17 protein-coding genes, 1 tRNA gene and 1 pseudogene are annotated in these 23,177 nt (G+C 50.2%); 12 read left to right on the top strand and 7 right to left on the bottom strand.

Annotated elements, in window-relative coordinates; all coding sequences use genetic code 11:
• Nucleotides 1–58 precede the first annotated feature (58 nt).
• Nucleotides 59–1,408: pseudogene (locus tag OLM33_05230) on the bottom strand (DUF3536 domain-containing protein).
• Nucleotides 1,409–1,850: 442 nt separating this feature from the next.
• Between OLM33_05230 and OLM33_05225 the strand changes: the two are divergent.
• Entirely contained in the window at nucleotides 1,851–2,831 is a 981-nt protein-coding gene (locus OLM33_05225; GenBank protein MCW1713076.1) for an HAD family phosphatase, read from the top strand.
• On the top strand, nucleotides 2,832–4,151 hold the full coding sequence (locus OLM33_05220) for a replication-associated recombination protein A (protein MCW1713075.1): 1,320 nt from the start codon (nucleotides 2,832–2,834) through the stop codon (nucleotides 4,149–4,151).
• A gap of 54 nt (nucleotides 4,152–4,205) precedes the next feature.
• Here OLM33_05220 and OLM33_05215 read toward each other — a convergent pair whose 3' ends face one another.
• Together OLM33_05215 and OLM33_05210 are read right to left on the bottom strand one after the other, a co-directional pair.
• Nucleotides 4,206–4,769 carry a cob(I)yrinic acid a,c-diamide adenosyltransferase gene (locus OLM33_05215; GenBank protein MCW1713074.1) on the bottom strand — a complete coding sequence of 188 codons (564 nt, stop codon included), beginning with the start codon at nucleotides 4,767–4,769 and terminating at the stop codon, nucleotides 4,206–4,208.
• Complete coding sequence (locus tag OLM33_05210) at nucleotides 4,744–5,232, bottom strand: DUF2703 domain-containing protein (GenBank protein ID MCW1713073.1); 489 nt, start codon at nucleotides 5,230–5,232, stop codon at nucleotides 4,744–4,746. Before OLM33_05210 ends, OLM33_05215 begins: the two co-directional genes overlap by 26 nt.
• Before the next feature lie 114 nt (nucleotides 5,233–5,346).
• Here OLM33_05210 and OLM33_05205 point away from each other — a divergent pair.
• Together OLM33_05205 and OLM33_05200 are read left to right on the top strand one after the other, a co-directional pair.
• Nucleotides 5,347–5,432: transfer RNA gene (locus OLM33_05205), tRNA-Leu, on the top strand.
• Between the two features lie 366 nt (nucleotides 5,433–5,798).
• Nucleotides 5,799–8,555 (top strand): EAL domain-containing protein, encoded by a 2,757-nt coding sequence (locus OLM33_05200; GenBank protein MCW1713072.1) that lies wholly within the window; start codon nucleotides 5,799–5,801, stop codon nucleotides 8,553–8,555.
• A gap of 623 nt (nucleotides 8,556–9,178) precedes the next feature.
• Here the strand turns inward: OLM33_05200 and OLM33_05195 are convergent.
• Both OLM33_05195 and OLM33_05190 read right to left on the bottom strand, forming a co-directional pair.
• Nucleotides 9,179–10,069 carry a DMT family transporter gene (locus tag OLM33_05195; GenBank protein ID MCW1713071.1) on the bottom strand — a complete coding sequence of 297 codons (891 nt, stop codon included), beginning with the start codon at nucleotides 10,067–10,069 and terminating at the stop codon, nucleotides 9,179–9,181.
• A 182-nt stretch (nucleotides 10,070–10,251) separates the two neighbouring features.
• Entirely contained in the window at nucleotides 10,252–10,779 is a 528-nt protein-coding gene (locus tag OLM33_05190) for a hypothetical protein (GenBank protein MCW1713070.1), read from the bottom strand.
• A gap of 125 nt (nucleotides 10,780–10,904) precedes the next feature.
• Here OLM33_05190 and budA point away from each other — a divergent pair, with 125 nt between their 5' ends.
• From budA to OLM33_05170, 4 genes are all read left to right on the top strand, one after another.
• Nucleotides 10,905–11,669 (top strand): acetolactate decarboxylase, encoded by a 765-nt coding sequence (gene budA, locus OLM33_05185; protein ID MCW1713069.1) that lies wholly within the window; start codon nucleotides 10,905–10,907, stop codon nucleotides 11,667–11,669.
• Nucleotides 11,670–11,863: 194 nt separating this feature from the next.
• Nucleotides 11,864–13,147, top strand: coding sequence for a histidinol dehydrogenase (gene hisD, locus OLM33_05180; protein MCW1713068.1), 1,284 nt, complete (start codon nucleotides 11,864–11,866; stop codon nucleotides 13,145–13,147).
• A 127-nt stretch (nucleotides 13,148–13,274) separates the two neighbouring features.
• Nucleotides 13,275–14,072: a class I SAM-dependent methyltransferase gene (locus tag OLM33_05175; protein MCW1713067.1), complete on the top strand. Its 798-nt coding sequence runs from the start codon at nucleotides 13,275–13,277 to the stop codon at nucleotides 14,070–14,072.
• Between the two features lie 882 nt (nucleotides 14,073–14,954).
• Nucleotides 14,955–16,331, top strand: coding sequence for a sodium:alanine symporter family protein (locus OLM33_05170; protein MCW1713066.1), 1,377 nt, complete (start codon nucleotides 14,955–14,957; stop codon nucleotides 16,329–16,331).
• A 104-nt stretch (nucleotides 16,332–16,435) separates the two neighbouring features.
• Here OLM33_05170 and OLM33_05165 read toward each other — a convergent pair whose 3' ends face one another.
• Both OLM33_05165 and OLM33_05160 read right to left on the bottom strand, forming a co-directional pair.
• A complete protein-coding gene (locus OLM33_05165) occupies nucleotides 16,436–17,458 on the bottom strand; it encodes a homoserine dehydrogenase (GenBank protein ID MCW1713065.1) in 1,023 nt (340 codons plus the stop codon).
• A 148-nt stretch (nucleotides 17,459–17,606) separates the two neighbouring features.
• Nucleotides 17,607–19,421 carry a DEAD/DEAH box helicase gene (locus OLM33_05160; GenBank protein MCW1713064.1) on the bottom strand — a complete coding sequence of 605 codons (1,815 nt, stop codon included), beginning with the start codon at nucleotides 19,419–19,421 and terminating at the stop codon, nucleotides 17,607–17,609.
• Between the two features lie 621 nt (nucleotides 19,422–20,042).
• On the opposite strand from OLM33_05160, the gene OLM33_05155 reads away from it, so the two are divergent.
• From OLM33_05155 to OLM33_05140, 4 genes are read left to right on the top strand one after another with little or no spacing between them, the layout of a single operon-like run.
• A complete protein-coding gene (locus OLM33_05155; GenBank protein MCW1713063.1) occupies nucleotides 20,043–20,627 on the top strand; it encodes a 2-oxoacid:acceptor oxidoreductase family protein in 585 nt (194 codons plus the stop codon).
• Complete coding sequence (locus OLM33_05150) at nucleotides 20,624–20,968, top strand: 4Fe-4S binding protein (protein ID MCW1713062.1); 345 nt, start codon at nucleotides 20,624–20,626, stop codon at nucleotides 20,966–20,968. Before OLM33_05155 ends, OLM33_05150 begins: the two co-directional genes overlap by 4 nt.
• Nucleotides 20,958–22,154, top strand: coding sequence for a pyruvate ferredoxin oxidoreductase (gene porA / locus OLM33_05145; GenBank protein MCW1713061.1), 1,197 nt, complete (start codon nucleotides 20,958–20,960; stop codon nucleotides 22,152–22,154). Before OLM33_05150 ends, porA begins: the two co-directional genes overlap by 11 nt.
• On the top strand, nucleotides 22,141–23,073 hold the full coding sequence (locus tag OLM33_05140; protein MCW1713060.1) for a thiamine pyrophosphate-dependent enzyme: 933 nt from the start codon (nucleotides 22,141–22,143) through the stop codon (nucleotides 23,071–23,073). The genes porA and OLM33_05140 overlap by 14 nt, the downstream gene beginning before the upstream one ends.
• The last annotated feature ends 104 nt before the right edge of the window (nucleotides 23,074–23,177 follow it).

Genomic DNA, 23,177 nt, shown 5'->3' with positions numbered 1-23,177 from the left:
TTCCGTTGCAGTGGGTCTTATGCATTATTTCACGTTCGGCCGTGACTCTCGCGTTAGGGTATTCCTTGCTGTTGCCCTCTGCCTTTTCCAGGTCTGTGAGCAGGTCTGACATAATGTCCCAGTCAGAGAGGTTCCCGGCAAGTTCGGCGGCCCTTATGGCGAAAGAGATGACCTGCTTTGTCTCCACGCCTGAAATGTCGTTGAAAAACCATCCGCAGGAAGTGTACATGAACATCCGCATGCGCTCTGCCTCAAGTGCGGAGAGGATCGAAGCCCCCTCTCTTTCACCGATGCTTCCCAGATGCTTTGAAAGGAACTCAAGCCCTCTTTCGTATTCCTCCTTATTGTTGTGGCCTGCAGAGCGGAAGTGCTCTATCGAAAGGTTCCTGAGCTCCCATGGGTCGAAATAGGGCGAAACGGTTTCGGAAAATACTCCGTCCACCCTCTCTGCGAGCTTGTCGAACGCCTCTCTCAGAGGTCCCCTCCATGCCTGTTTCCAGCCGGGCTTTCCCCCCGTGCTGCAGCCGCAGTCGCTGCGCCAGCGTTCAATGCCGTGCACGCACGACCATGATGTATTTTCCCTGATCACGCACTCAAATTTTGCGGGATGGTCCTCAAGGAAAGTGCCGATATCCGGGAGGCGTACCTCAGGATCTGTTTCAAGCCTTTCAAAAAGGCGGGCGAGGGCCATCTCACCAAACTTATGGTGGTGGCCATAGGTCTCACCGTCTGTGGCGACGACCAGAAGCCTCTCTTCCGAGCGGATCTTTATTGCTCCGACCAGCGCGTCCCTGAATCTGTCGCCATTCTCCAGCAGTTTTCCGAAAGCAATGTCATGGGCCAGCCCGCCGTGGTAAAAGACGATCGTTATGGTTCTTCCGGAAGGAAGCCTGCAAAGGTATGGCAGGGTGACATCAAGTCCTTTGCCGTACGGGGTCTCTTTTCTCACTCCGTCGATGATGACAGCCTCGCACTGGCTCGGGGCCAGTATGGTAAAGCTCATGCCGTTTTCGCTGAGGATCTCAAGTGCAGCGGTGTTGACCGCCGTCTCAGGAAGCCACATGCCTTTGGGCCTTCTTTTGAAACGGTATTCAAAATCCTTGATGCCCCATATCGTCTGGGTTTTTTTGTCCTCTGCCGAGGCGAGCGGCATTATCATGTGGCTGTAGCACTGGGCAATGGCCTTCCTGCCCGACTCCCTGAGGGCCAGGTCGAGGACCGGGTCTTCCTTTTCGATCCATCTGTGCAGGGTTGGTCCGAAGTTGAAGCTCAGGTGTGAATAGTTATTTACGACAGATGCTATGCGGCCGTCAGGTCCCAGTACCTTTGCCGCGCAGTTCGGCCTGTAGCATTCGCTGGCTATCCTTTGGTTCCAGTCATGAGCGGGGGATGCTGTGGGGTCCTTCAAAACCGCGTTTGACCATGGATCTTCGCGCGGCGGCTGGTAGAAGTGTCCATGTACCGCAATATTAAACAACTGGCGATCACCTCCGCAGATTCCGCCGGTCGATCCGGCAATATGATTATACTATGACAAGGGGCAAATGCCACGGTGCCGGGTGGTGCTGCAAGGGGCACAACTGCTGTTGCGCTTGTTTTTTTTGGTCTTAACGATATAATTGAACAGGAACCTAAAATCGACCCTGCGGAGTGCGTGGAATACGGGTTGTGTCTTGAGCCAACAATAAATCCCGGCTGAACTTTTTTCCCGTCAGCGGCGGAGACCTCGTCGGTCGACCAAGCTTTGCGGGTGGGGTTCTAATCCTGTTTAGGAGCGGGTCAAGACCTTCCGTACACGGCTCTTGCGGGGTATTTTTAGCCTCTGTCAAACTAAGTGAAGGAGCAAATTTATGAACATCAAACCACCATTCTGGCATCCATCAGCATCAAAGGGCTTCATCATTGACTGGGACGGTGTCATTGCGGATACTAAGCTTGATTTCTCCGGACTGAGGGAACGATATTACGGAGGAAGAAGGGCTATGCTGCTTGAAGATGTTCACACACTTTCCCCTGAAGATCAAGTCTCCTTCATGAAAGAGCTGTGCGATCTTGAAATGGAGGGGGCCGGCAGGGCTGAGCCCATACCAGGAGCATTCGAGCTGATAAAACGGTTGAGATCCGAAGGCATCCCCTATGCGATAGTATCCAGGAACTGCCGTAAGTCGATCGAACTTGCAGCCAGGACCATCGGCCTTGAACTTCCCGAACATACGTGGAGCAGGGATGAACAGAAAAAGGTGAAGCCTCACCCCCGTTCCCTTACGGAGGCCGCTGCTTCTATAGGTATGGAACCTTCCGACTGTGTCTTGATCGGAGATTTTCTTTACGACCTGCAGGGAGCCAGGAGAGCCGGAATGAGGGCCGTCCTAGTGCAGAGGAACGAACCTGAGTGGGATGAATGGGCAGACGCTGTTTACGCCAAAATGACAGATCTTGTGGCAGACCTGGACGACCCTAAGCCAATAACGCCGTGGGAATACAGGGAGATACACTCAAAGCGCGGCGACAAGTGGCTTAACGCTGCCTACGACCTTACGCTGGAGCTTCCCGACACGACATCTCCCACCCTGGACTGCTGGCTTGTCAGGGCCGCCGCCCTGGGTATCGGGACCATAACGATCTCCGACGATTTTGTGCTCGGTCCTGTCGAATGGAAGGCCAGCCAGTCCTTTGAGCCGTACTTTATGGGACATACGATATCATTCATTGCCAAAAAGTACCTTGCGTCACGTTATCCCATGGCCACAGTGACCACGGGAGGAGAGGGGATCAAGGCGCCGAAGAACTCTCTTGACCTGACGAGGTTCATCGAAAGAAAGATCTTCTAAATGGAAGAGGGCAGTCTTTTCAGCCGGGGAAATGACCGTAAGACGGCACTTTATGAGATACCCCTTGCCGAACGCATGCGACCGGAGACATTGGACGACTACGCCGGTCAGAAGCACATACTTGGTCCAGGAAAACCCTTGCGTGTAATGCTTGAAGGCGGCAAAGTCCCAAGCTGCATCCTTTACGGCCCTCCCGGGGTGGGTAAGACCACCCTCGTCCGCATAATGTCCAGGGCTACGGGAAGGGAACTTCTTGAGATAAACGCGGTAAGCGCCAAGGTCGAGACACTTCGCACCCTTGTAGACAACGCAAAGACCTCCAAAAGGATCACAGGCAGGTCAGCCATAGCGTTCGTGGACGAGATCTACCACTTCAACACAAAACAGCAGAACGTGCTTCTTCCGTCGGTCGAGACCGGAGACATAATATTGGTCGGAACCACGACTGAAAACCCCTGGTTCGAGATAAACAAGACGCTCCTCTCGCGTATGGTCGTTTATATGCTGAAACCCCTTGAAGAGCAGGACATCGTATCGTTGCTTGAAAGAGCACTCTCAGATCAAGTGAAGGGTCTGGGCATGCTTGGCGTAACGGCTGAAAAGTCCGTCATAGGCAAACTGGCTGTGCTCGCCGGAGGAGATGCCAGACAGGCACTGACAAGGCTTGAGGCTGCAGCTTCATCTGTTGCGCTTGGCGGCGGGAGCGAGATTACCCTGAAGATAATCGCCGAAAGCACAGGAATAGCTACACAGCGCTACGACAGGGTCGCGGACGACCACTACGCGGTAATATCCGCGCTGATAAAGAGCCTCAGGGGATCCGATCCGGACGCTGCCCTCTACTGGCTTGCGAGGATGCTCGCCGCGGGGGACGACCTCAGATTCATCTGCAGGAGGCTTTGCATATTCGCATCAGAAGACATAGGCCTGGCAGAGCCGATGGCCCTTGTCGTAGCTCAGAACGCTGCCGCCGCGGTCGACAGGGTCGGGCTTCCCGAAGCCGACATAATACTTGGTGAAGCAGTCGTCTACCTTGCCTCCGCGCCCAAGAGCAACAGCTCTTACCTTGGGATAAGGGCCGCACTGAAAGCGGTGGAAGAGGGAGATCTCATGGAAGTCCCATATCACTTAAGGAATGACGGCGAAGGCTACATTTACCCCCATGACTCACCCGGCCACTGGGTTCCTCAGGCATACCTCCCCGAACAGAGGCGTTTCTACCATCCGGGAAGGATCGGGGCCGAGGCGAGGATAAGGGAGAGGCTCAAACTCTTCTGGAAAAGGTTTGCGGACGACCCGGAAGAGGGACCGGAACGCTGACGGAGACCATAGGGACAAAAAAAGGCGGCATAAGCCGCCCGATCATTTATTGCGTCAGTTGTTCATCTCCCGCTCTTCCTCGTCGACCTTGAGGGATATCATGTAGATGACGTCCGAAAGCCTGTTCAGGAAGGCGTAACTCTTTTCCGTGATCCCATTATCCCTGAAAAGTGGCGTTGCTGTCCTCTCCGCCCTCCTCGCTATAGTCCTTGCAAGGTGAAGAGCCGCGCCGCATGAAGAATCTCCAGGTCTGACGAAGATCTGGGCCTCTTTTATCGATGCCGCCACCCTGGAGGATACGTTTTCCAGTATCATGGGGTCGGGTTCCGGGAAATCGCATTCCGCGAAATATGCCATCGCGCTGAAAAGATAATCTTCAAGAAAGAATATGTCCTCGGAGGTCTTCGGAGACTTGCACGCTGCGCGGGCAAGCCCGAGAGCTGCCTGGCATTCGTCCAGTGTCCCGTATAGTTCCACCCGGATGTCGTCCTTTGCTATCCTTGTGCCGTTACCCAGTGAAGTCGTTCCCTTATCTCCGCCCTTTGTCGTTACCTTTATGTCCGCCATCATGTTCTCCTTGTGGATTCCGGCTTTAGTGGCGGATCCCACGTTCTTCATCGCCGCATCCGCTGGCGCAGGAAGAACAGTCGGAACAGCCGCAGTTGCTCTCGTGCTGGGATTTGAATGCCACACGGAGAGTGGCTTCCATGAAGAACTCCTCAGGGAGGACCATTCTCTCGTTCCCGTCAAAATCCTTCAGCGTCCGGCAGGGGAATCCGCCTCCGTCCGGGACCGTGCAGGAATCACACTCAGCGAACCCGACCTCCAGCATCATCAGTTCCTCGATGGGCGTCTCCTCCACGTCGATCTCCGGCGACTGTATAGTTACCATGTTCCCCGCCATCAGGGTATCCTGGGAGATCTCGTCAAGGATCACCTTCCTGAGCTTCAGCTTTATGTCCATTGGCTCAAGCTTCGGAGCCATCCTCTCACCGAAGTCGACGAGGTTCTCCCATGTCTCCTTCCATGGTTCGGGCTCGATGTCCTTGACTGTATAGTGCGAAAGAATAATATTTTTCATAATTTGTCCCCCTAATCGCCGCTTTGGAATTCCCTGTATATATTACAACATTTTGAAAGCTAAGGGCATTGCGGTCAAGGGATAATTCCGCTAGAATATCCGAGTTGAAACATTGCCGGAGTGGCGGAATGGCAGACGCAGAGGACTCAAAATCCTCCGGGGTAACACCCGTGGGGGTTCGACCCCCCCCTCCGGCACCACTGGAATACAGGATGGCACATCCTGCGGGAGTCAATTGGAAATCGATTGCAAATCTGTTGGGATCAATTAGTAAGATCAGGCAGTTGTAAGGGCGGCCGGGAAGTGCCCGGCGGCAAACCCCCAAGAATTTGGCAAGCAGTAGACAAGCGATAGCCAAGCAATGGTAAAACCTTAGGGCAATGATCAAAAACCTTTTAGAAAAACCTCTTCTTTTTATTCCTTATTATTTAAGTGCGGTCAAACGTAACATAGAATACTTATATATAAAAATTGACACAATATTTTACCACTTTGTTTATTATGAAATTTTATGGCGCAGAAAGAAAGAGGTGTCTTCATAAGTGAAAAAAGAGGCAGGGTTAAATATGCCCTCTTCACCAGGCAGCTCAAAAACCGGGCCAAACCGCCTGCAAGGTATCCTTCTTACTGTCCTGGTACTGTCTGTCGTCGCCCTTCATTTGCGTTTCTCATGGAACAGATACAATGAAATTGCCTCATCTGAGGCTATCATGCTGGCTGAGTCGGTAGAGTCGGTCATCCATCCCGAGCATATATTGGAGCTCTCAGGCAGCGAAGAAGATGTCTTGAATCCTGATTACATCTTGACAAAACTCAGCCTGTCAAATTTGGTAAAGACAAACAATCCGATCCGTTTCGCCTACCTTATGTCTCAACGTGACGGCAAAATAATTATCCTTGTAGATTCAGAGCCGCCCGATTCACCGGATTACTCCCCCCCGGGACAGATCTACGATGAGGCGGATGAAGAATTCAGATCTGCCTTCAAATCAGACAAGACAAAACTTATCGGTCCCGCGACTGACAGATGGGGAAGATGGATAAGCGCCGTCGTGCCGGTAAAAGACCCCGAAACCGGTGAAGTGATCGCAATCTTTGGCGTAGATTATTCTGCATCAGAGTGGTATGCCCGTTTAAGGGAGCGCATGATCCCCGATCTGGTGATAATAAGCCTCCTGATCCTCTTTTTTGTCCTTCTTCGCTTCTGGAGCCAGAACTCCACACTGAAGGAAGTAAGCAAAAAGCTGGCTCTGAACGAAGCCCTCTACCGCAGCGTATTTGACCAGGCACCGATCGGCATAGCTATAGTAAATGACAAGAGCTTTGCCACGCGATCTGAATATATACAGATGAACATCAACCCCATGTTTGAACGGATCATTGGCTGGAAAAGCAGTGAATTAACGGATATAGTGTGGACAGAAATAACACATCCCGACGATCTTGGCGCCGATCTTGAAAAATTCGATCAGTTCAAGTCCGGTAAAATTGATGGTTATTCGTTGGAAAAACGGTTTTTGAGGCCGGACGGATCAAGTGTATGGACAAACATGAAGATATCCCACTTTCTGGGCGGTCCGGAAATGCAGCCCATGCATCTCTGTCTTCTTGAGGACATATCCATGCGCAAGGCTGCAGAAGAGTCACTGACGGAGAGTGAACGCAGCAAGGCAGTTCTTCTTTCCCATATTCCCGGAATGGCATACAGGTGCAATTACGATCCGGACTGGACGATGCGGTATGCCTCCGACGGCTGTGTGGAACTGACCGGATATCCTCCGGAAAGCCTTATCAACAACAGAGATCTCTCCTTCAACGATATCATAACGCCGGAATATCGCGATCCCCTGTTCAAGGAGTGGAAACGTATCCTTTCCGAGCGGCTGCCGTTTAAGTACGAATATGAGATCACGACCCTCAGTGGAAAACGCAAATGGGTCCTTGAACTGGCGGAAGGCATATTCGACCGGAATGACGAAGTGGAGGCTCTTGAAGGTATTATCATCGATATATCCGATCGGAAAGAAATTGAGAATACCCTCAGGTATAACAACGACCATAACAAATGGACCGGCCTCTACAACAGAAATTATTTGGAGAGGACGCTTAAAGACGATGAAATAATGCATACAGACCGGAAAAAAGCTCTTATGTGCGTAAATCTCTCTGCGGTCCACTCTTTGACCACAGCTTACGGATTCAACTACACTCAGGAACTGATCAAAAAGATATCCGGATCCCTCAAAAAATTATGCACGGAAAAGCGTATGCTCTTCCATGCCCATGAGAACCGCTTTGTCTTCTTCATCAAAGACTACAGTGATAAAGATGAACTGCTTGAACTAAGCGATGCAGTTATTGATATGCTGGAAAAATTCCTTTCGCCGGAAAGAGCCGGAGCAGGAATAGGTATTGTTGAAGTAGACCGGAACAGTGGCCCCGACACTGACCAGCTTTTGAAAAAACTCCTGATCTCATCTGAGAAGGCCCTCAGCATACCGGGAAATGACTTTAACGTCTATATCTACGATGCTGATACAGAAAAGGAAATTGTCCGGGAGCAGAACATAAAACGCGAGCTTGCCTCAATCGCCGACAATGAGACCGACGGAGGTCTATACCTGCAATATCAGCCGATACTTGATCTCAAGTCAGGCCGCATATCAGGTTTTGAGGCACTTGCAAGGTTAAAAAGCGACAAACTCGGGTTTGTTCCTCCGCTCGAATTCATACCGATCGCGGAAAAGACAAAACTAATCATACCGATCGGCAAAAAAATCATTCTTCAGGCCCTCGGATTCATTGGCCGGCTTAAGGCGGCAGGCCGCGCAGACTTGACCGTTTCGGTAAATGTCTCTGCTATTCAGGTACTGGCAAATGATTTCAAAGAAGACCTGTTTAAGATGATCGACGAAATGAATGTCAGCCCTAAGAACCTCGGGATCGAGATAACGGAGTCAGTCTTCACCTCAGATTACAGTGTGATCAACTGCATACTTGGCGAACTTAGAGAAAAAGGGATGATCATAGCGATCGATGACTTCGGAACCGGTTATTCTTCGTTTGCAAGAGAGCAGGAACTTAATGTCGACTGCCTCAAGATCGATAAATATTTTATCGACAAGCTCTTAGAAGTAGACTCAGACAAAGCTATTACTGCAGAAATAATATCAATAGCCCACAAAATGGGGCACTATGTCATTGCAGAAGGCGTAGAGCATGAAGAGCAGAAGGAGTATCTGCTGAAGAACGGATGTGAAAAGATCCAAGGCTATCTTGCAGCACGGCCGCTGGATGAGGATGAGGCGATAAAGAAGCTATAGAGGCTGGCGGAGAAAGCATCCGCCGGGGAATTCAAGGGCTGTGGCTAAAACCACGGAGAATTTGCAGCTGAGAAACGCTGCGGTGAATTTGCCGGGTGGTTTATCCGGCGGAGAATTTGCGACATAAGGCGTCGCGGTGAATTAAACCTTGCATCCACTCACGTCGTCCCCGAATGCCTGTATCGGGGATCCAGCGGCTTCGAATCTAGTCTATGACTAGCTTTTTGGAACTCAAACAAAAGACGCTGGATTCCCGTCAAGTAGTGTCCGGGAACGACGGGGATTTTGGACCTCTGCGGCCTTTGGTCGCAATTCTCCGCGGCTTCTGAAGCCGCAAGTGTTGCTAAGTCAGCGCCGCGAGATGCCACAGTTGTCCGCTTGATGAAAAAAGAGAAGTCAAGTATAATATATAGCCTTGAGACAGTTGCGGTTTTCCGTAACGGATCTCGTCGACAGGGTCCGCTTGAGCTTCGGCTTAAGGACCCTTTTTTTTGCGAAAATATCGTGGTCAATATTCTTATGTTCTATCAGACCGATCCGCAACAGATTTGCAACCGACTCTGATCCACTCCCGGAGGATGCTGTTTCTGCCTATCTTTACGACTGCTGAGACGCAAGGGTGACTATGACGGCCATGTCTGCATGGCGGAGGGCAGGGCCGGTTTTTTCTTGTTTTTAAGTATTTCCCCAATGAAAGTTGAACCTAAAATAAGGGTCCCGCCGATGATTTGAAGGACGGTCAGTTTCTCTCCGATGAAGATCACGCTGAATAAGATGCCGAATAAGGGTTCCAGATAACTGTAGAGAACTATTTCAACAGATCTCATCTGAGTGGTCAGGGAGAAGAATATGGTATAGACGATACCGGTATGCAATACGCCTAACAGAATGGTATAAATGACCGCCGCAGCGTCCAGGTCCCGGATCGTTGATATATCCCCTTCTGCCAGAACAAATGGCAGTAAAACGATCATCGCCGCAGATATTTGTACGAAAGTCCCGGTTTGATTATCTACCCTGGACTTTATGCTCCGGTTAATAAGGATAATTGTTGCATAGAGCATTCCTGAAACTGCACTGAGTGCCATTCCCAGGTACCCGTATCCCTCCGACAGGTTTTGTCCGACGATCAAAACCAGCCCCAGAAATGAGAAGAAAACCACAGCGATCTGGATCTTTGAAATGGCCTCTTTCAGTAAAAGGGGGGCGGCTATCATCACATAGACCGGACACATGTTATAGAGGATCACAGTTGATGAGATACTTGTATGTTTATATCCATAGAATAAAGTCAGCCAGCCAAAGCCAAGTATCGAGCCGGAAATGATGTAAGGCTTTAACAGCCGCCATTCCACCTTTTCAGTATTTTTCATTTTCAATGCCGCAAAAAGGACCGGCAGTGCGATCAATGCCCTCAGGAAAGCCAGGCTCAGAGCAGACAATGGAATGGATCTTGTAAAAACTCCCAAGCTGCCCCATAAGACCATAACAAGAACTAATTTGATCCTGTTCATAAGCTCACTCCTAGTAATTCAGCTGCGTCAAAGTTAACAAATATTAAGGATCTGTATTGTATAAAATTGACACTATCCTTTTAATTGCGCTAAATATGTCGCCGGTGTGATCCCATACATTCGTTCTGCCATTGCTTCACGGCGATAAAAATCGCCGCTTCACGCGGCTTATTTACGCCGCACTATTTTTTTATCTCATTTCTGCTCTGTAGTATCTCAAAAACACTTGTTGGCGACATTGTTTGCCATTTCTTATTATGCCAGTGGGTGTATCTGATTACTTTTTTCAAAACCCACTCATCGTTTTCATATGACATAAAAAACTTATAAACTCTTTGCCCACTGTCAACTACCTTGGTTTCAGCTCTTGCCCCTTGTTCAGATTCAAAATTATCGGCATAAAATGCAGTTAAGTGTTTTACGATAAGTACTGCAGGATCCGGTTCCCCCGGTTCTGTTGCTTTTTGGATCTTTATATCGTAAACAGGGTCCACTCTCTCTGAAGTCTTCTTCCAGTGTTCGGGTTTTTTGCCTGCTTTCATATAAACAACGGAGTATTGCTCGCCCTTATAAGTATCAAGGACCTTTGCCATTTCAGTTTTACAATAGGCACTGAAGGAATTATATGTATTTGCATTTTCATTCTGCGCTGCGAAAACCCGGCAAGCGGCAGCCAAAAATATCAGAAGAATAATCAATATTTTTTTCATCTTTTAACACACCCTCTCGCTATAATAGGACAGTGCATACTTAGAAAGATTGTATCATTCTCGTGTAACTGCTATATATACTGTTACATTGAAATAGCATTTATCCGAGAAAGGAAGTAAAAAATATGAAAAAAATTGTATTGATATCATGCTCTGTTCTGCTCATAGCTGCATCTCAGTTTGCTGCATCAGCGGACCCAAAGCCTGACAATGAGGTTCTTTATCAGGGGTCAACAATAGAAGCGCTTTTAGCCGGGAATTATGAGGGCGTCGCTTCTGTTGAAAAAATAAAATCTCAGGGAGACGTTGGCCTGGGGACATTTACCGGACTTGACGGAGAGATGATCATACTGGATGGTGTGGTATATAAGGCTGCTAAGACAGGAAAAGTAACTGTCGAAAACGACAATGTACAAAGTCCGTTTTACACAGTTACGTCTTTTGAGGCAGATATAACTAAGAAAATTGAACCTTGCAGAATGGGCCTTGATCAATTGAGAACAAAACTGGATGAACTTCGAAAAAGGGATGATTTACCGTATGCGGTCGTTACCAAAGGGAAATTTCGATCAATAAAAGTACGCAGTGTCGGCCCATATCAGCTGCCGTTCCCACTTCTTTCCGATGCGCTGAAGGAACAGAGCGTATTTGAATACCACGGAATATCCGGAAGGCTGGTGGGGTTTTGGATGCCCGCATACATGGGCAATACAAATGCTGCAGGCTACCATTTGCACTTTCTTTCAGACGACTGCCAAAAAGGCGGACATGTGCTTGATCTAACTTTAAAAGAGGCTGAAATCATTATGGATGAAACGCCTATCCTTCACATCGAAATTGCCCCGTATCCGACAAAACCCTTAGAAAAACCGGACAGCTATAAGTCATAATTGCATTTTACCGGCAAGTCAGAGGGTGGATAGGTCTGACTTGCCGGGCAGTAAATTGGATCGGCCGAAAAAACTTTTTGCAGCAGACGGGTATAGATTGGAATTTATACCGTTTTCTGTGCCAGATAAGAAAGCAATAGTTCCTCTTTTTCTTAAATAAAATTTAAAAAGTATAACGTCTGGGGGCAATAACGATGAAAGTCATCAAGAAAGCAAAACCGCGTACCAATGAAGATAATCAGCAGCTTATAGATAATGTGTCGGCTATTATAAAAAATGTAAGGCTCAATGGTGATAAGGCATTGGTTGAATATAATATTCGATTCGACCAGAATCAGCGACGTAACTTAAGAATTAGCCGTGCAGAGATCGAGGCTGCCTATAATCTGATAAGTGAACAGGAATTAGCCGATATGAGGAAAGCCGCGGAACATATCAAAGCATTTGCAGAAGCGCAGAAAGCCACAATGCGCGAACTGGAGTGTTTTGAGACAAATCCGGGGATTTATCTTGGACATAGGATCATTCCGGTCGATTCGTGCTGTTGTTATGTCCCAGGCGGGAGTTATCCGCTCTATTCGACCGCCCTTATGCTGACCATCCCGGCTAAAGTCGCCGGGGTCAGGCGAATAGCTGCATGTTCCCCCTCAGTTAAAGAAAGTGAAAGTATTGATCCAAAAACACTGGTTGCAATGGATATCGGAGGCGCGGACGAAATATATGCAGTAGGCGGTGCCCAGGCAATAGCTGCATTCACATATGGCACAGGACAGATCGCTCCCGTAAGCCTGGTAGTCGGTCCCGGAAATCAATATGTAACAGAAGCCAAACGCCAGTGTTACGGCAAGATCGGGATAGATTTTGTGGCAGGACCAAGCGAAGTTCTTGTAATGGCTGAAGAAGGCGCAGGTGCGGATCCGCGCATAGTCGCAGCTGATTTGTTGGCACAGGCAGAACATGACCCTCTGGCAAAGGGAATACTTGTGACCACTGACGAAGCACTTGGAAAAGCAGTTATTTCATCAGTTGAAAAACAGTTGGCAGCACTTCCTACAGCAAACATAGCATCAAGATCGTGGGAGGATTATGGAGAGGTGTTGCTTGCAGACAGTCTTTGCGAGGCAATAGACATTACCAACAGTTATGCTCCTGAACATTTAGAGGTCATCGTTAATGAACCCAAAGAAGCAGTCCTCAGTCTGACCAATTACGGTTCGCTTTTCATAGGTCAATATACTGCCGAGGTGTTCGGCGATTATGCATCGGGAACGAACCATACACTGCCGACGCTGAAAGCAGCCCGTTATACCGGCGGAGTATGGGTCGGCACATTCCTCAAAGTTTGTACTCATCAGAGTATGACAAAACAGGCTATGCTCGAAATAAGCAGTCTTGTTTCAAATATGGCCCGCGGCGAAGGGCTTATTGCTCACGCAAGGGCTGCGGAGATAAGAAAAGAAATATACGGTCAAAATTAGATCAGCACAATAGTTGATCAAGCTTGATCTAATGATCGTTTATCTGCCCGGGTCGTTCGGGGCAGAGTCACAGCATGTTGAAATATGGTCAAACGGCCATGTGAATCACAATATGAAAATAAGGAGTATGACAATGGAAGAAATAACGATCCACGAAATTGATTTTGCTCTCATCAATGAATTTTTCACGGAGCTTGAACGACAGGGACCCGGCAGTGCAGAAGAGACTGTCAGGGCGTTAAGTTTTATCGGAAATATTTCAAACAAAACGAAAATTGCCGATCTGGGCTGCGGCACAGGCTTTCAGACAATGGTGCTGGCACAGAACACAGAAGCGACGATCACAGCCCTCGACCTTTTCGCCGGTTCGATCGACAAACTCAACGCAAAAGCCGAAAGGCACGGTTTGCAGGACCGGGTCAAGGGCATTGTCGGCTCAATGGATGATCTGCAGTTCGGCGATGAAGAATTCGACATCATATGGTCTGAGGGTGCGATTGGCAATATCGGTTTTGAAAAAGGGTTGGCTCACTGGAAGCGCTTCCTCAAAAAAGATGGTTACGTTGCCGTGACGTACGAGTCATGGTTCACAGACGATCGCCCCGCGGAGATCGAGAAATGGTGGACAGAAGCAGTCCCTGAGATCAGCACCATAGCACACAATATTTCCATCATGCAAAAGACAGGCTATATTCCGGTCGCCGCATTCGTACTGCCTGAAACCTGCTGGACAGACAATTATTTTATCCCGCAAAAAGCAAGGCAGGAGGAATTCCTGAAAAAACACCCCGGGAATAAGACCGCAGAGAATATGGTCGAATTCCTGAGAAGAGAGGCAGAGCTCTACTCAAAATACAAGCAATTTTATGGGTATGTCTTCTATATTGCCCAAAAAATTGGCAATTGGGGCAATTGGGATTTATAGCGGCGCTAACTTAGCAACACTCAAAATCCTTCACGTCGACGTATTCATATACGTCTTAGTTTGAATTTTTTCATGTTGCGTCGTTATCACTCGCTCTAAATCTCAATTGCGTTTGGTGTAAACAACCGCTAAAACCTTAAAACCTGCGTCGCTATCATCTCCGATCTGCTCCAATTGCGGCATCTCGTAGCGCTAGCTTGGAAGGCTGGCGGCTGAGTCGTCCGCCGGAGAATTTACAGCCTTCGGCTGCGGAGAATTCGCGTAGTCCATCGCTGGAGAATTTGCTGAATGAACCATTCAGCGGTGAATTTGCCCTCAAACCATAAATCTTGAATTCTCCGCCTGACGGAGTCAGGCAAATTCTCCGCGATGCGAAGCGAGCAAATTCTCCGCGGCGTTAAACGCCGCAAATTCTCCGCCCGATAGGTCTTCGGACAAATTCTCCGCGATGCAGTTTCCGCCTGCACTTACGACTGCTCAGCAACCGCTCGCGATGCTCAGCCATTGCTCAGCCGCATTTTAAAAACATGTCCGTACATTTTGTTAAAAATGAAAATTAACATCTTGTCTTATTGAATGTTTATTTGTAAAATTTAGAAAATTCGGTATGTTGTTTCTGTCAATATTGCCGAACAATTAAGAGAACGATATTAGGAGGTGAGTGGCCGGAGGATAAAGATCAAAATGAAAGCAAAACTGGAACCTGCTTAAACTTAGGATAGGCGGACTCTCTTTTTCAGTGCTTCAGGCTGCATTAACAATTGATTAAGATTATATAAAATCGTAGACAAATATAATGCAGCGTGATAATCTGTGAAAGGAGCATGGGGCGGTGTCTCCATTTTATCGCTTTATTATTTTAATTTTAAGGGGGAATTTTTTGTGGAAGCTATATGGAAAATCAACGGTGTGATCAATGGGATCGTCTGGGGCCCATGGATGCTCACCCTCTTGGTAGGTACGGGCGTCTGGTTCACTTTGGTTCTTGGTTTTCCCCAGGTAAGATATTTTGGTCTCATGATCAGAGAAGTCTTCGGCAGGCTCAGGGAAAAGAGCTCTGAGGAAGGAAGCATCTCATCTTTTGCCGCAATGGCTACCGCACTTGCCGCAACAGTGGGGACCGGTAACATCGCAGGCGTCGCTACGGCGCTCCACCTCGGAGGCCCCGGAGCTCTTGTATGGATGCTTATATCCGCTATATTCGGCATGACGACGAAATTCTGTGAAGTTACGCTGGCGGTCAGGTTCCGTGAAAAGGATGAAGAGGGACAGTTCAGGGGCGGCACGATGTACATCCTTGAGAAGGGACTTGGAATGAAGTGGCTTGCAGTACTCTTCGCCCTCTTCGCGTTCCTTGCCTCCTTCGGCATAGGAAACATGGTCCAGGCCAACTCGACAGCCGAAGGAATTTCTATGGCATTCGGCATCCCGCATATATACACTGCGATCGCCCTGGCAATACTCACCGGCCTTGTCGTATGGGGCGGACTTACAAGTATCGCGACTGTTACGGTCTACCTCGTTCCCTTCATGGCCATCTTCTACATAATCGGCGCATTTGCCGTTATTTTCCAACATATGGATGCGATCCCCGCAGCAATATCAATGGCTTTCCAGGGAGCTTTCGGAGACCCGATGGCTCTCCCGGGAGCGATATCCGGTTGGGCAGTCAAGACGGCGATCACACGCGGTATAGCACGCGGAGTCTTTTCAAATGAGGCAGGCCTTGGCTCTGCTCCTATGGTCCACTGCACTGCTAAAGTAGACCATCCCGTGCGCCAGGGACTCTACGGTCTCTTCGAAGTTTTCATGGATACTATAGTTATATGCACACTTACAGCGACATCGATACTTACGACGGGCGTTCTGACCAGTCAGCCCGAACTGACCGGAGCCCAGCTCTCCCTCTCCGCTTTCTCAATTACCCTCGGAGGAGCTGGCACGGTTATACTTTCGCTGGGGCTCTCTCTGTTTGCCTTCTCAACGATACTCGGATGGTACTGGTACGGAGAGACCGCGCTTGTCTATCTGTGCGGTCCCGGAATGATCAAGCCGTTTAAAATTGCCTGGATAGTCCTCGTAGTTCTCGGCGGATGGGGCGGAGCAGGGATACTCACAAACCTGTGGGATCTCTCTGATACGCTCAACGGACTTATGGCCATCCCCAACCTTATCGGACTCCTTCTGCTCACGAAGGAGCTGAGACGGCTCACTGCCGATTTTGACGCAAAGATCAAATCGGGTGAACTTAGGAAGTAACGTTTCAATAATTATCATCAGAACAATAGAAAGAGAGGGCTCCTCATACGGGCCCTCTCTTTTATTCCATACTTTTTATGCTCTGGTACGCTTGTGTGTCCTGCTCAGTCCCTGCACATCGCGATCAGGTCGACGAGAAGCGCCTGTCCGGTCTCACGCCTTCCCGCACCCGGCCCGATGAGGGTCACCTCTCCCAGGTTGTCGCTAGTGATCGAAACGGCGTTCGTTGCTCCCTTGATGGAAGCAAGAGGATGTGAAAACGGGATCTCCTTTGGTGTCACATATGCGTAAAGCATCCCGTTTACCCAGTTCAGTCCGGCGATCAGTTTTACTGCGTAGCCGCTGTCAAATGCCTCTTTGATCTTTTCCGGGGTGACGCAGGTTATTCCCTGCCTTTCCACCTCTGATACAGGGATGTCCTTGCCGAAGATGATCTTTGCAAGGATGGAGACCTTGCCGGCTGCGTCCCAGCCCTGTACGTCACCTGAGGGATCAGATTCGGCATAGCCCAGGGAAGTTGCCTCCTCAAGGGCTTCAGCGTATGATGAACCTTCGTCGCTCATTTTCGTCAGTATAAAGTTGGTAGTCCCGTTTAATATTCCTTCGAGTTTCAAAACGGTACATCCGGCCATTCCCGAACGGAGCATCTGGAGGAGCGGTGTTCCGCTCATCACGACCCCCTCGTACCTGAATTTTGCACCGCAGCTCTTTGCGAGTGTGCTGAGTTCATCAAAAGCTACCGACACTGGGCCCTTGTTGGTGGTCGTGACATGTATTCCTCTTGAGAGGGCTGCCCTGATGTGGGACAGACCGGGCTCTCCTGTCTTCAGATCTGTCGGGGTGGCTTCCGCCAGCATTGTTGCGCGCGACTTCTCGAGCAGTTCTCCGAAAGTGCCCTGTCCTTTTGGGAATGAAGCGAGTCCCTTCCCCTCCTTAAGGCTTCCGACGACTTTTTCCAGGTCAAGCCCTTCGGGGTCGAGGACAGTACCCTTCATGAGGTCGGTTATCAGCGTAACTCTGAAATTAAATCCATATTTTTCCGACAGTTCTGTACGTTTTTCACGCAGGATCTCAAGGAGCGCGGTCCCTACGTTGCCGCATCCTGCCAACGCTATGTTGTGTATCATCGAAATACCTCCTCTATACTTACAAATACAAGTCATTTAAAATATATTTGATGATGTGAAAGTATAGCATATAAAAAATAAAATTGCCCGCCGAATACTCGTTGAGGGTTTTGGGCGGGCAACTTTTGATCCTATTGGCAGATCACTTTTATTTGACTATGCGCCTTCTCTTAGGACGGTCGGTATCTCTTTCCCTGGTGCCGGAAGGCCTGCGGTCGCGGTGGGGTGCCCTGCTTTCTGGCCTGCCCTTGCCGCCGTCCCTGTGGTCGGGCTGATCATGGGGACGGGGCTCTATCTTCCTGACAGAAGTAACGTTGAGCCCTTCCCTCTCGAGCCGCTCCTTCCTTGCTTCAAAAAGAGCGGCGCCTTTTGCTGAAAGTTCGATCGATGCACTGTTGTCGCGCAGCTTAATGTTGCCTACGTCTTCCCTTCCGACCCCTATGCAGCGGCACATGAGTCCGAGAAGTGCTCCTACTTCCCATCCGTCGTCGCGGCCTTCAGAGAACTGTACCATAAGTCCTCCTCCCATAACGGGCCTTGCGCTCCTGTCTTTCCTGCCGTCCGAAGTTCTGCCGGATGAGGCGCTTGTTCCCTGGCGGCCTTTGTCGTTCCTTGACTTTTCCCTGTTCATCTCAGCCTCTACGTCAGTCCTGATCGAATATCCGGCAGGTTGGTCCCCGTATGCCTTGGCAAGCAGCCCTGAGACGAGCATCATGGCTTCGTCACGGGTAAGGAGTTCCTCAGCCCATGACTGGAATTCGTCCGATTCGAGGGCATGTTCGAGGAGTGTCTTCTCAAAACGGATCCTGGCCTGTCCCTCTATCTCGAGAGCGTCAGGTGCCGGTATCCATTCCATCTTCATTTTCGATCCGGCATTGGAAGCCATGAATCTGAACTGTTTTGCCTCGCGTGCTGTGAGCAGGAGCATATTGCTTCCCTCATGTCCGGCCCGCCCCGTCCTTCCGCTCCTGTGAACAAAGGACTCAAGGTTCTGGGGCAGACCGAACTGGATGACGTGGCTTACGGCATCGATGTCGAGGCCCCTTGCAGCTACGTCAGTTGCTACGAGAATATTGACACGGCCTCCTCGAAGAGCTCCAAGAGCCGAGTTTCTCTCCCGCTGGCTCATATCACCGTGGATGGGTGTGGCTTTGAAGCCTATGTCGCAAAGTTTGTCCGCGATGTCCTGAGTCTCCGCCCTGGTGCCGCAGAAGAGAAGCGCTCTGCTCGGAGCTTCCCATATCAGGACGTTGGTAAGCCCTTCAAACCTCCTCCGGGAGGGGATTATGTAGGCTTTCTGGCTGATGTCCTCGTGGGACGTTATGTCGGTGACGAGCGAGATCTTCTTTGGTGCGTTCAGGTACTGTCTTGCGAGGCTCATCACCTCGGGCGGCATCGTCGCGGAGAAGAGCCATGTCCTTTCGACATTGTCCATTGACTGGAGGATAGCCTCCATTTCGTCGTGGAAGCCCATGTCAAGCATATGATCTCCCTCGTCAAGCACTATGCTGTGGATCGATGATGTCTTGAATGTTCCCCTGCGTACATGGTCGAGCACCCTGCCGGGTGTTCCGACTACCACGTTGGCCCCGTCCCTGAGCGAGCGGATCTGTCTCTCCATGTCAAGGCCGCCGACAAGTGTCGCCACCCTTACTCCGCACTCCGATCCGAGCCATGCAAATTCACGGGCCGTCTGCTGTGCGAGTTCACGGGTGGGCGAGAGGACTATTATCTGCGGCTCCCTGGTCTTTGGGTCCATCGAATTGATCAGGGGAAGTGCGAAGGCAAGGGTCTTTCCCGAACCCGTCTTTGCCTGGACGATTATGTCGCTGTCGATGAGCGTCTCGTCTTCCAGTACGCAGACCTGGACCGGCATCGGTGTTTCGAAGCCCTTACGTTCCAGAGCGCGCAGAAGTTCCGGCCGCAGATCGAAATCTGCGAATTTTTTTGTTTCCTGTGTCATTATATGATTACCTCCCATGTTGCATCCAGAAAGGATGCTCTGCTGCGCCATTGCATGAAATCCCTACGTGTGGCACAACTCAGGTAAGGCGATCATAAAACTCCCCAGCGGAACAGGCCGCGATAGCGGAAAGGTTTTCGTGCAACAGCAAATGGCTTTTCCAAGCCTTGTGATATCGGCAAAAAAAGTGAGGCTCCCTTAAGGGCCTCCCTTTTTGTTGCCCCATATGTAGAAGATTTCTACAACCAAGCTATTATGAACGATGATTAAAAATTGTCAAGAGCAGTATCATCAGATGTATTTAACTTTACTTAACTCTCTTTACTTACTTTACTTACTTTTTGAGACCGGAAAAAGAAAATGTTTGACATGTTTATAAAATGATGTTAATATACCCAGCAATCTGCACGAAAGGGAGGAAGTTTGATGTTGTCGAATAAAATGATGCAGAACATCATTATTATAATTATCAACGCGGCTCCTCCTCGCAGGAACGGCGCTTAGCGCTGTATTACCAAGCGAACGGATGGAGCCCTTCATTTTGAAGGGCTCCATTTTTTTTCTTCCGAGAGGATTTGAGGAATACAAATCTTTAAACATAGAATGGATGGAGGAGTAATTATGGAAAACAGAAAGAAGAGAACACTTGAGGTTAGATGGCATGGACGCGGCGGACAGGGCGCAAAGAGCGCGTCGGCAATACTCGCAGAGGTCCTTTTTGAAGAGGGCAAGCATGTTCAGGCGTTTCCTGAGTACGGTGCAGAACGTCAGGGCGCTCCGATGAGAGCGTACAACAGGGTGTCGGATACTCCCATCCGCCGCCGCTGCAGCGTAGAAAATCCAAACATAGTCGTCATAGTCGACCCCACTATGGTGGTGAGCTCGAACCCGTGCGAGGGCTGTGTGTCCGATGCCGTCTATGTCGTAAACACACCGGAGGACGCTCAGGTGCTCCGCAGTAGGATGAACCTTTCGTCGGATGCCAGGGTCCTTGTTGTCGACGCAACGAAGATAACGCTTGAGGAGCTGGGACAGAACAGACCGAACGCGCCTCTTCTCGGAGCACTCTCACACCTCTTCACAGACGTTTCAGCAGAAACTTTTGCCGACCACTTTACAAGAAAAATGAAGCAGCTTCCCGCCCCTGTGCTTGAAGCCAACCGCAGAGCTATCCTCCGCGGCCGCGAGGAGGCAGTATTGGCATGAGCAAGCCGAAGTGCTGGCAGGACGTCCCCCCCGGAACGATATCATGGGGCGCGTCAGCCAGGGATGTCGAGACAGGTTTGTGGAGGAGCATGCGCCCCGTCCTTGACCGGAACAAGTGCATATCATGCCTGAAATGCTGGCTGCAGTGTCCCGATGCCTCGATAGAGACGAACGGAGAAGGAAAAGTGAACGGAATAAACATGTTTTTCTGCAAGGGGTGCGGGGTATGTGCCCAGGTATGCCCCGTAGGAGCAATATCAATGCATCAGGAAGCAGATTTCAGCAACGAGTGCAGGGAACACGGGGAAGATCCGGGGAGAGTGGCAGACCATGTTAAATAAGAGAAAAGAGATGACTTCCGGCAATCTTGCCTTTGCGGAAGCTATGAGACAGGTGAACCCCGATGTGGTAGCAGCATATCCGATCACACCCTCGACAGAGATCCCGGTGAAGTTCGCTGAGTTCGTGGCTAACGGCAAGGTCGATTCGGAGTATGTCGCGGTCGAGAGTGAGCATTCGGCGATAACGGCATGCGTCGGCGCATCAATATCCGGTGCGAGGGTCATGACAGCCTCAAGCGCCAACGGAGTGGCGCTGATGCACGAGATTTTTCCGATAGCGGCAGCATTCCGTGCTCCGATAGTCTTCGGACTCGTAAACAGGAGCCTCGGAGCACCCGTAAACATCCACTGTGACCATTCAGACAGCATGCCCGAGCGCGATTCGGGATGGATACAGATCTACTGTGAAGATGCGCAGGAGGTATACGATTCGGTCCTTCTGGCGGTAAGACTCGCGGAACACGAGGATGTTCTCACCCCTGTATTCGTATGCCAGGACGGCTTTATTACAAGTCATTGCTTTGAGCCTGTCGAAATGCTTTCTGACGAGGCTGTCAAAATGTTCGTAGGCGAGAGGAAAGCCAAATACCCGCTCCTTGACGTTGACAACCCCGTATCATACGGCTCATTTACGATGTCGGAGTATTATTTTGAGATCAAGAGGAACCAGATCGAGGGGATGAACAGGGTCCCTGAAGTTTACAGGGAGCTTACTAAAGAGCTCGCGGAATACACGGGCAGAGAATATCCGGCGATAGACGCCTACCGTGCCGACGATGCCGACTACCTCATCGTAATCATGTCCTCCGCGACCGGCGTTGTAAAGGATGTCGTCGATGAGATGCGGGAAAAGGGCGTTAAGGCCGGATGTCTGAGGGTGCGCTTCTTCCGCCCCTTCCCTTCGAAAGGGATCAGGGAGCTGGCAAAGGGCAAGAAGGGGATCGCGGTCCTCGACAGAAGTGCGAGTATAGGCGGTACGGCCCCGCTGGCAGCCGAGGTCAAGTCGGCCCTCTACGGACTGAGCGAAAGGGTGCCGCTGCAGGAGTACCTCTTCGGGCTCGGCGGCAGGGATCTCTATCCCAGGGATGCAGAAAAGGTTTTCTCAAGGCTTATGGACAAAGACTTCAGCGATATCGTTAGGTATATCGGTCTGCTTGAAAAGGATGAAAAAAATGGCGGGAATTAACCTTAAGGAACTTACGAAGAGGGAGAGCCCCCTCACAGAGGGGCACAGGATGTGCCCCGGATGTGGAGCCCCGACTGCGGTAAGGCAGGGTCTAATGGCTGTCGAGGCTCCTGTCGTGATAGTGGGTGCCACCGGATGTTTTGAAGTGTCTACGACGGTATACCCCTACAGCGCGTGGAGGGTACCGTTCATGCACATCGCTTTTGAAAATGCCGGTGCCGGAGTTTCCGGCGTTGAGGCGGCTCACAGGGTGCTGAGCAGAAAGGGCACAGTGAAGGAAAATATCAAGTTCGTAGCTGTAGGAGGCGACGGAGGCACATATGACATAGGGCTTCAGTCCCTTTCGGGAGCGCTTGAGAGAGGACATGACTTCACCTACATCTGCTACAACAACCAGGGCTACATGAACACCGGAGCACAGAGAAGCAGCGCGACTCCTGTCAGCGCGAGCGCCACTACATCGCCTGCCGGAAGCGTTATTCCCGGTAAGCTCCAGAGGGCAAAGAATCTTACTGAAATAGTTGCCGCGCATGACATACCTTATGTCGCGCAGACGACCCTGCACGACCCGATAGATGTCATCGCAAAGGTCAAAAGGGCGATCGAGACGCCGGGCCCGGCGTTTGTAAACATACTTGTTCCATGCCCGCTCTTCTGGAAGATCGATCCTGCCGACCAGGTCAAGGTATGCAAGCTCGCCGCAGACAGCCGTTTCTGGCCGGTCTATGAGGTCATTGAGGGCAGGCATGTACTCTCGTACGACCCCAAGACCCCGGTCCCGGTTGATGATTTCCTTATGATGCAGGGACGATATTCCCACCTCTTTAAAAAGGGAAAAGAGAGAACTGACCTAATAGCGCAGGGACAGGCCGATGTTGACCGGGAGTGGGAGAGACTTCTGAAGAAATGCTCCGGTTGATCCGGCGGAGTTTATCCCAATATTGAACGCAGCGTGAAATATATCTGCCTAGGGCCTGCCCCGCTTAGGGGCGGGCCTTTATTGCAGGTCCCTGTCTGCAGAGG

It is taken from the genome of Synergistaceae bacterium DZ-S4 (genome assembly GCA_025943965.1).
GTDB lineage: Bacteria > Synergistota > Synergistia > Synergistales > Synergistaceae > Caenicola > Caenicola nitritireducens.
Note: the sequence above shows the minus strand (reverse complement) of the source record. Positions and strands in the feature narration are given on the sequence as shown.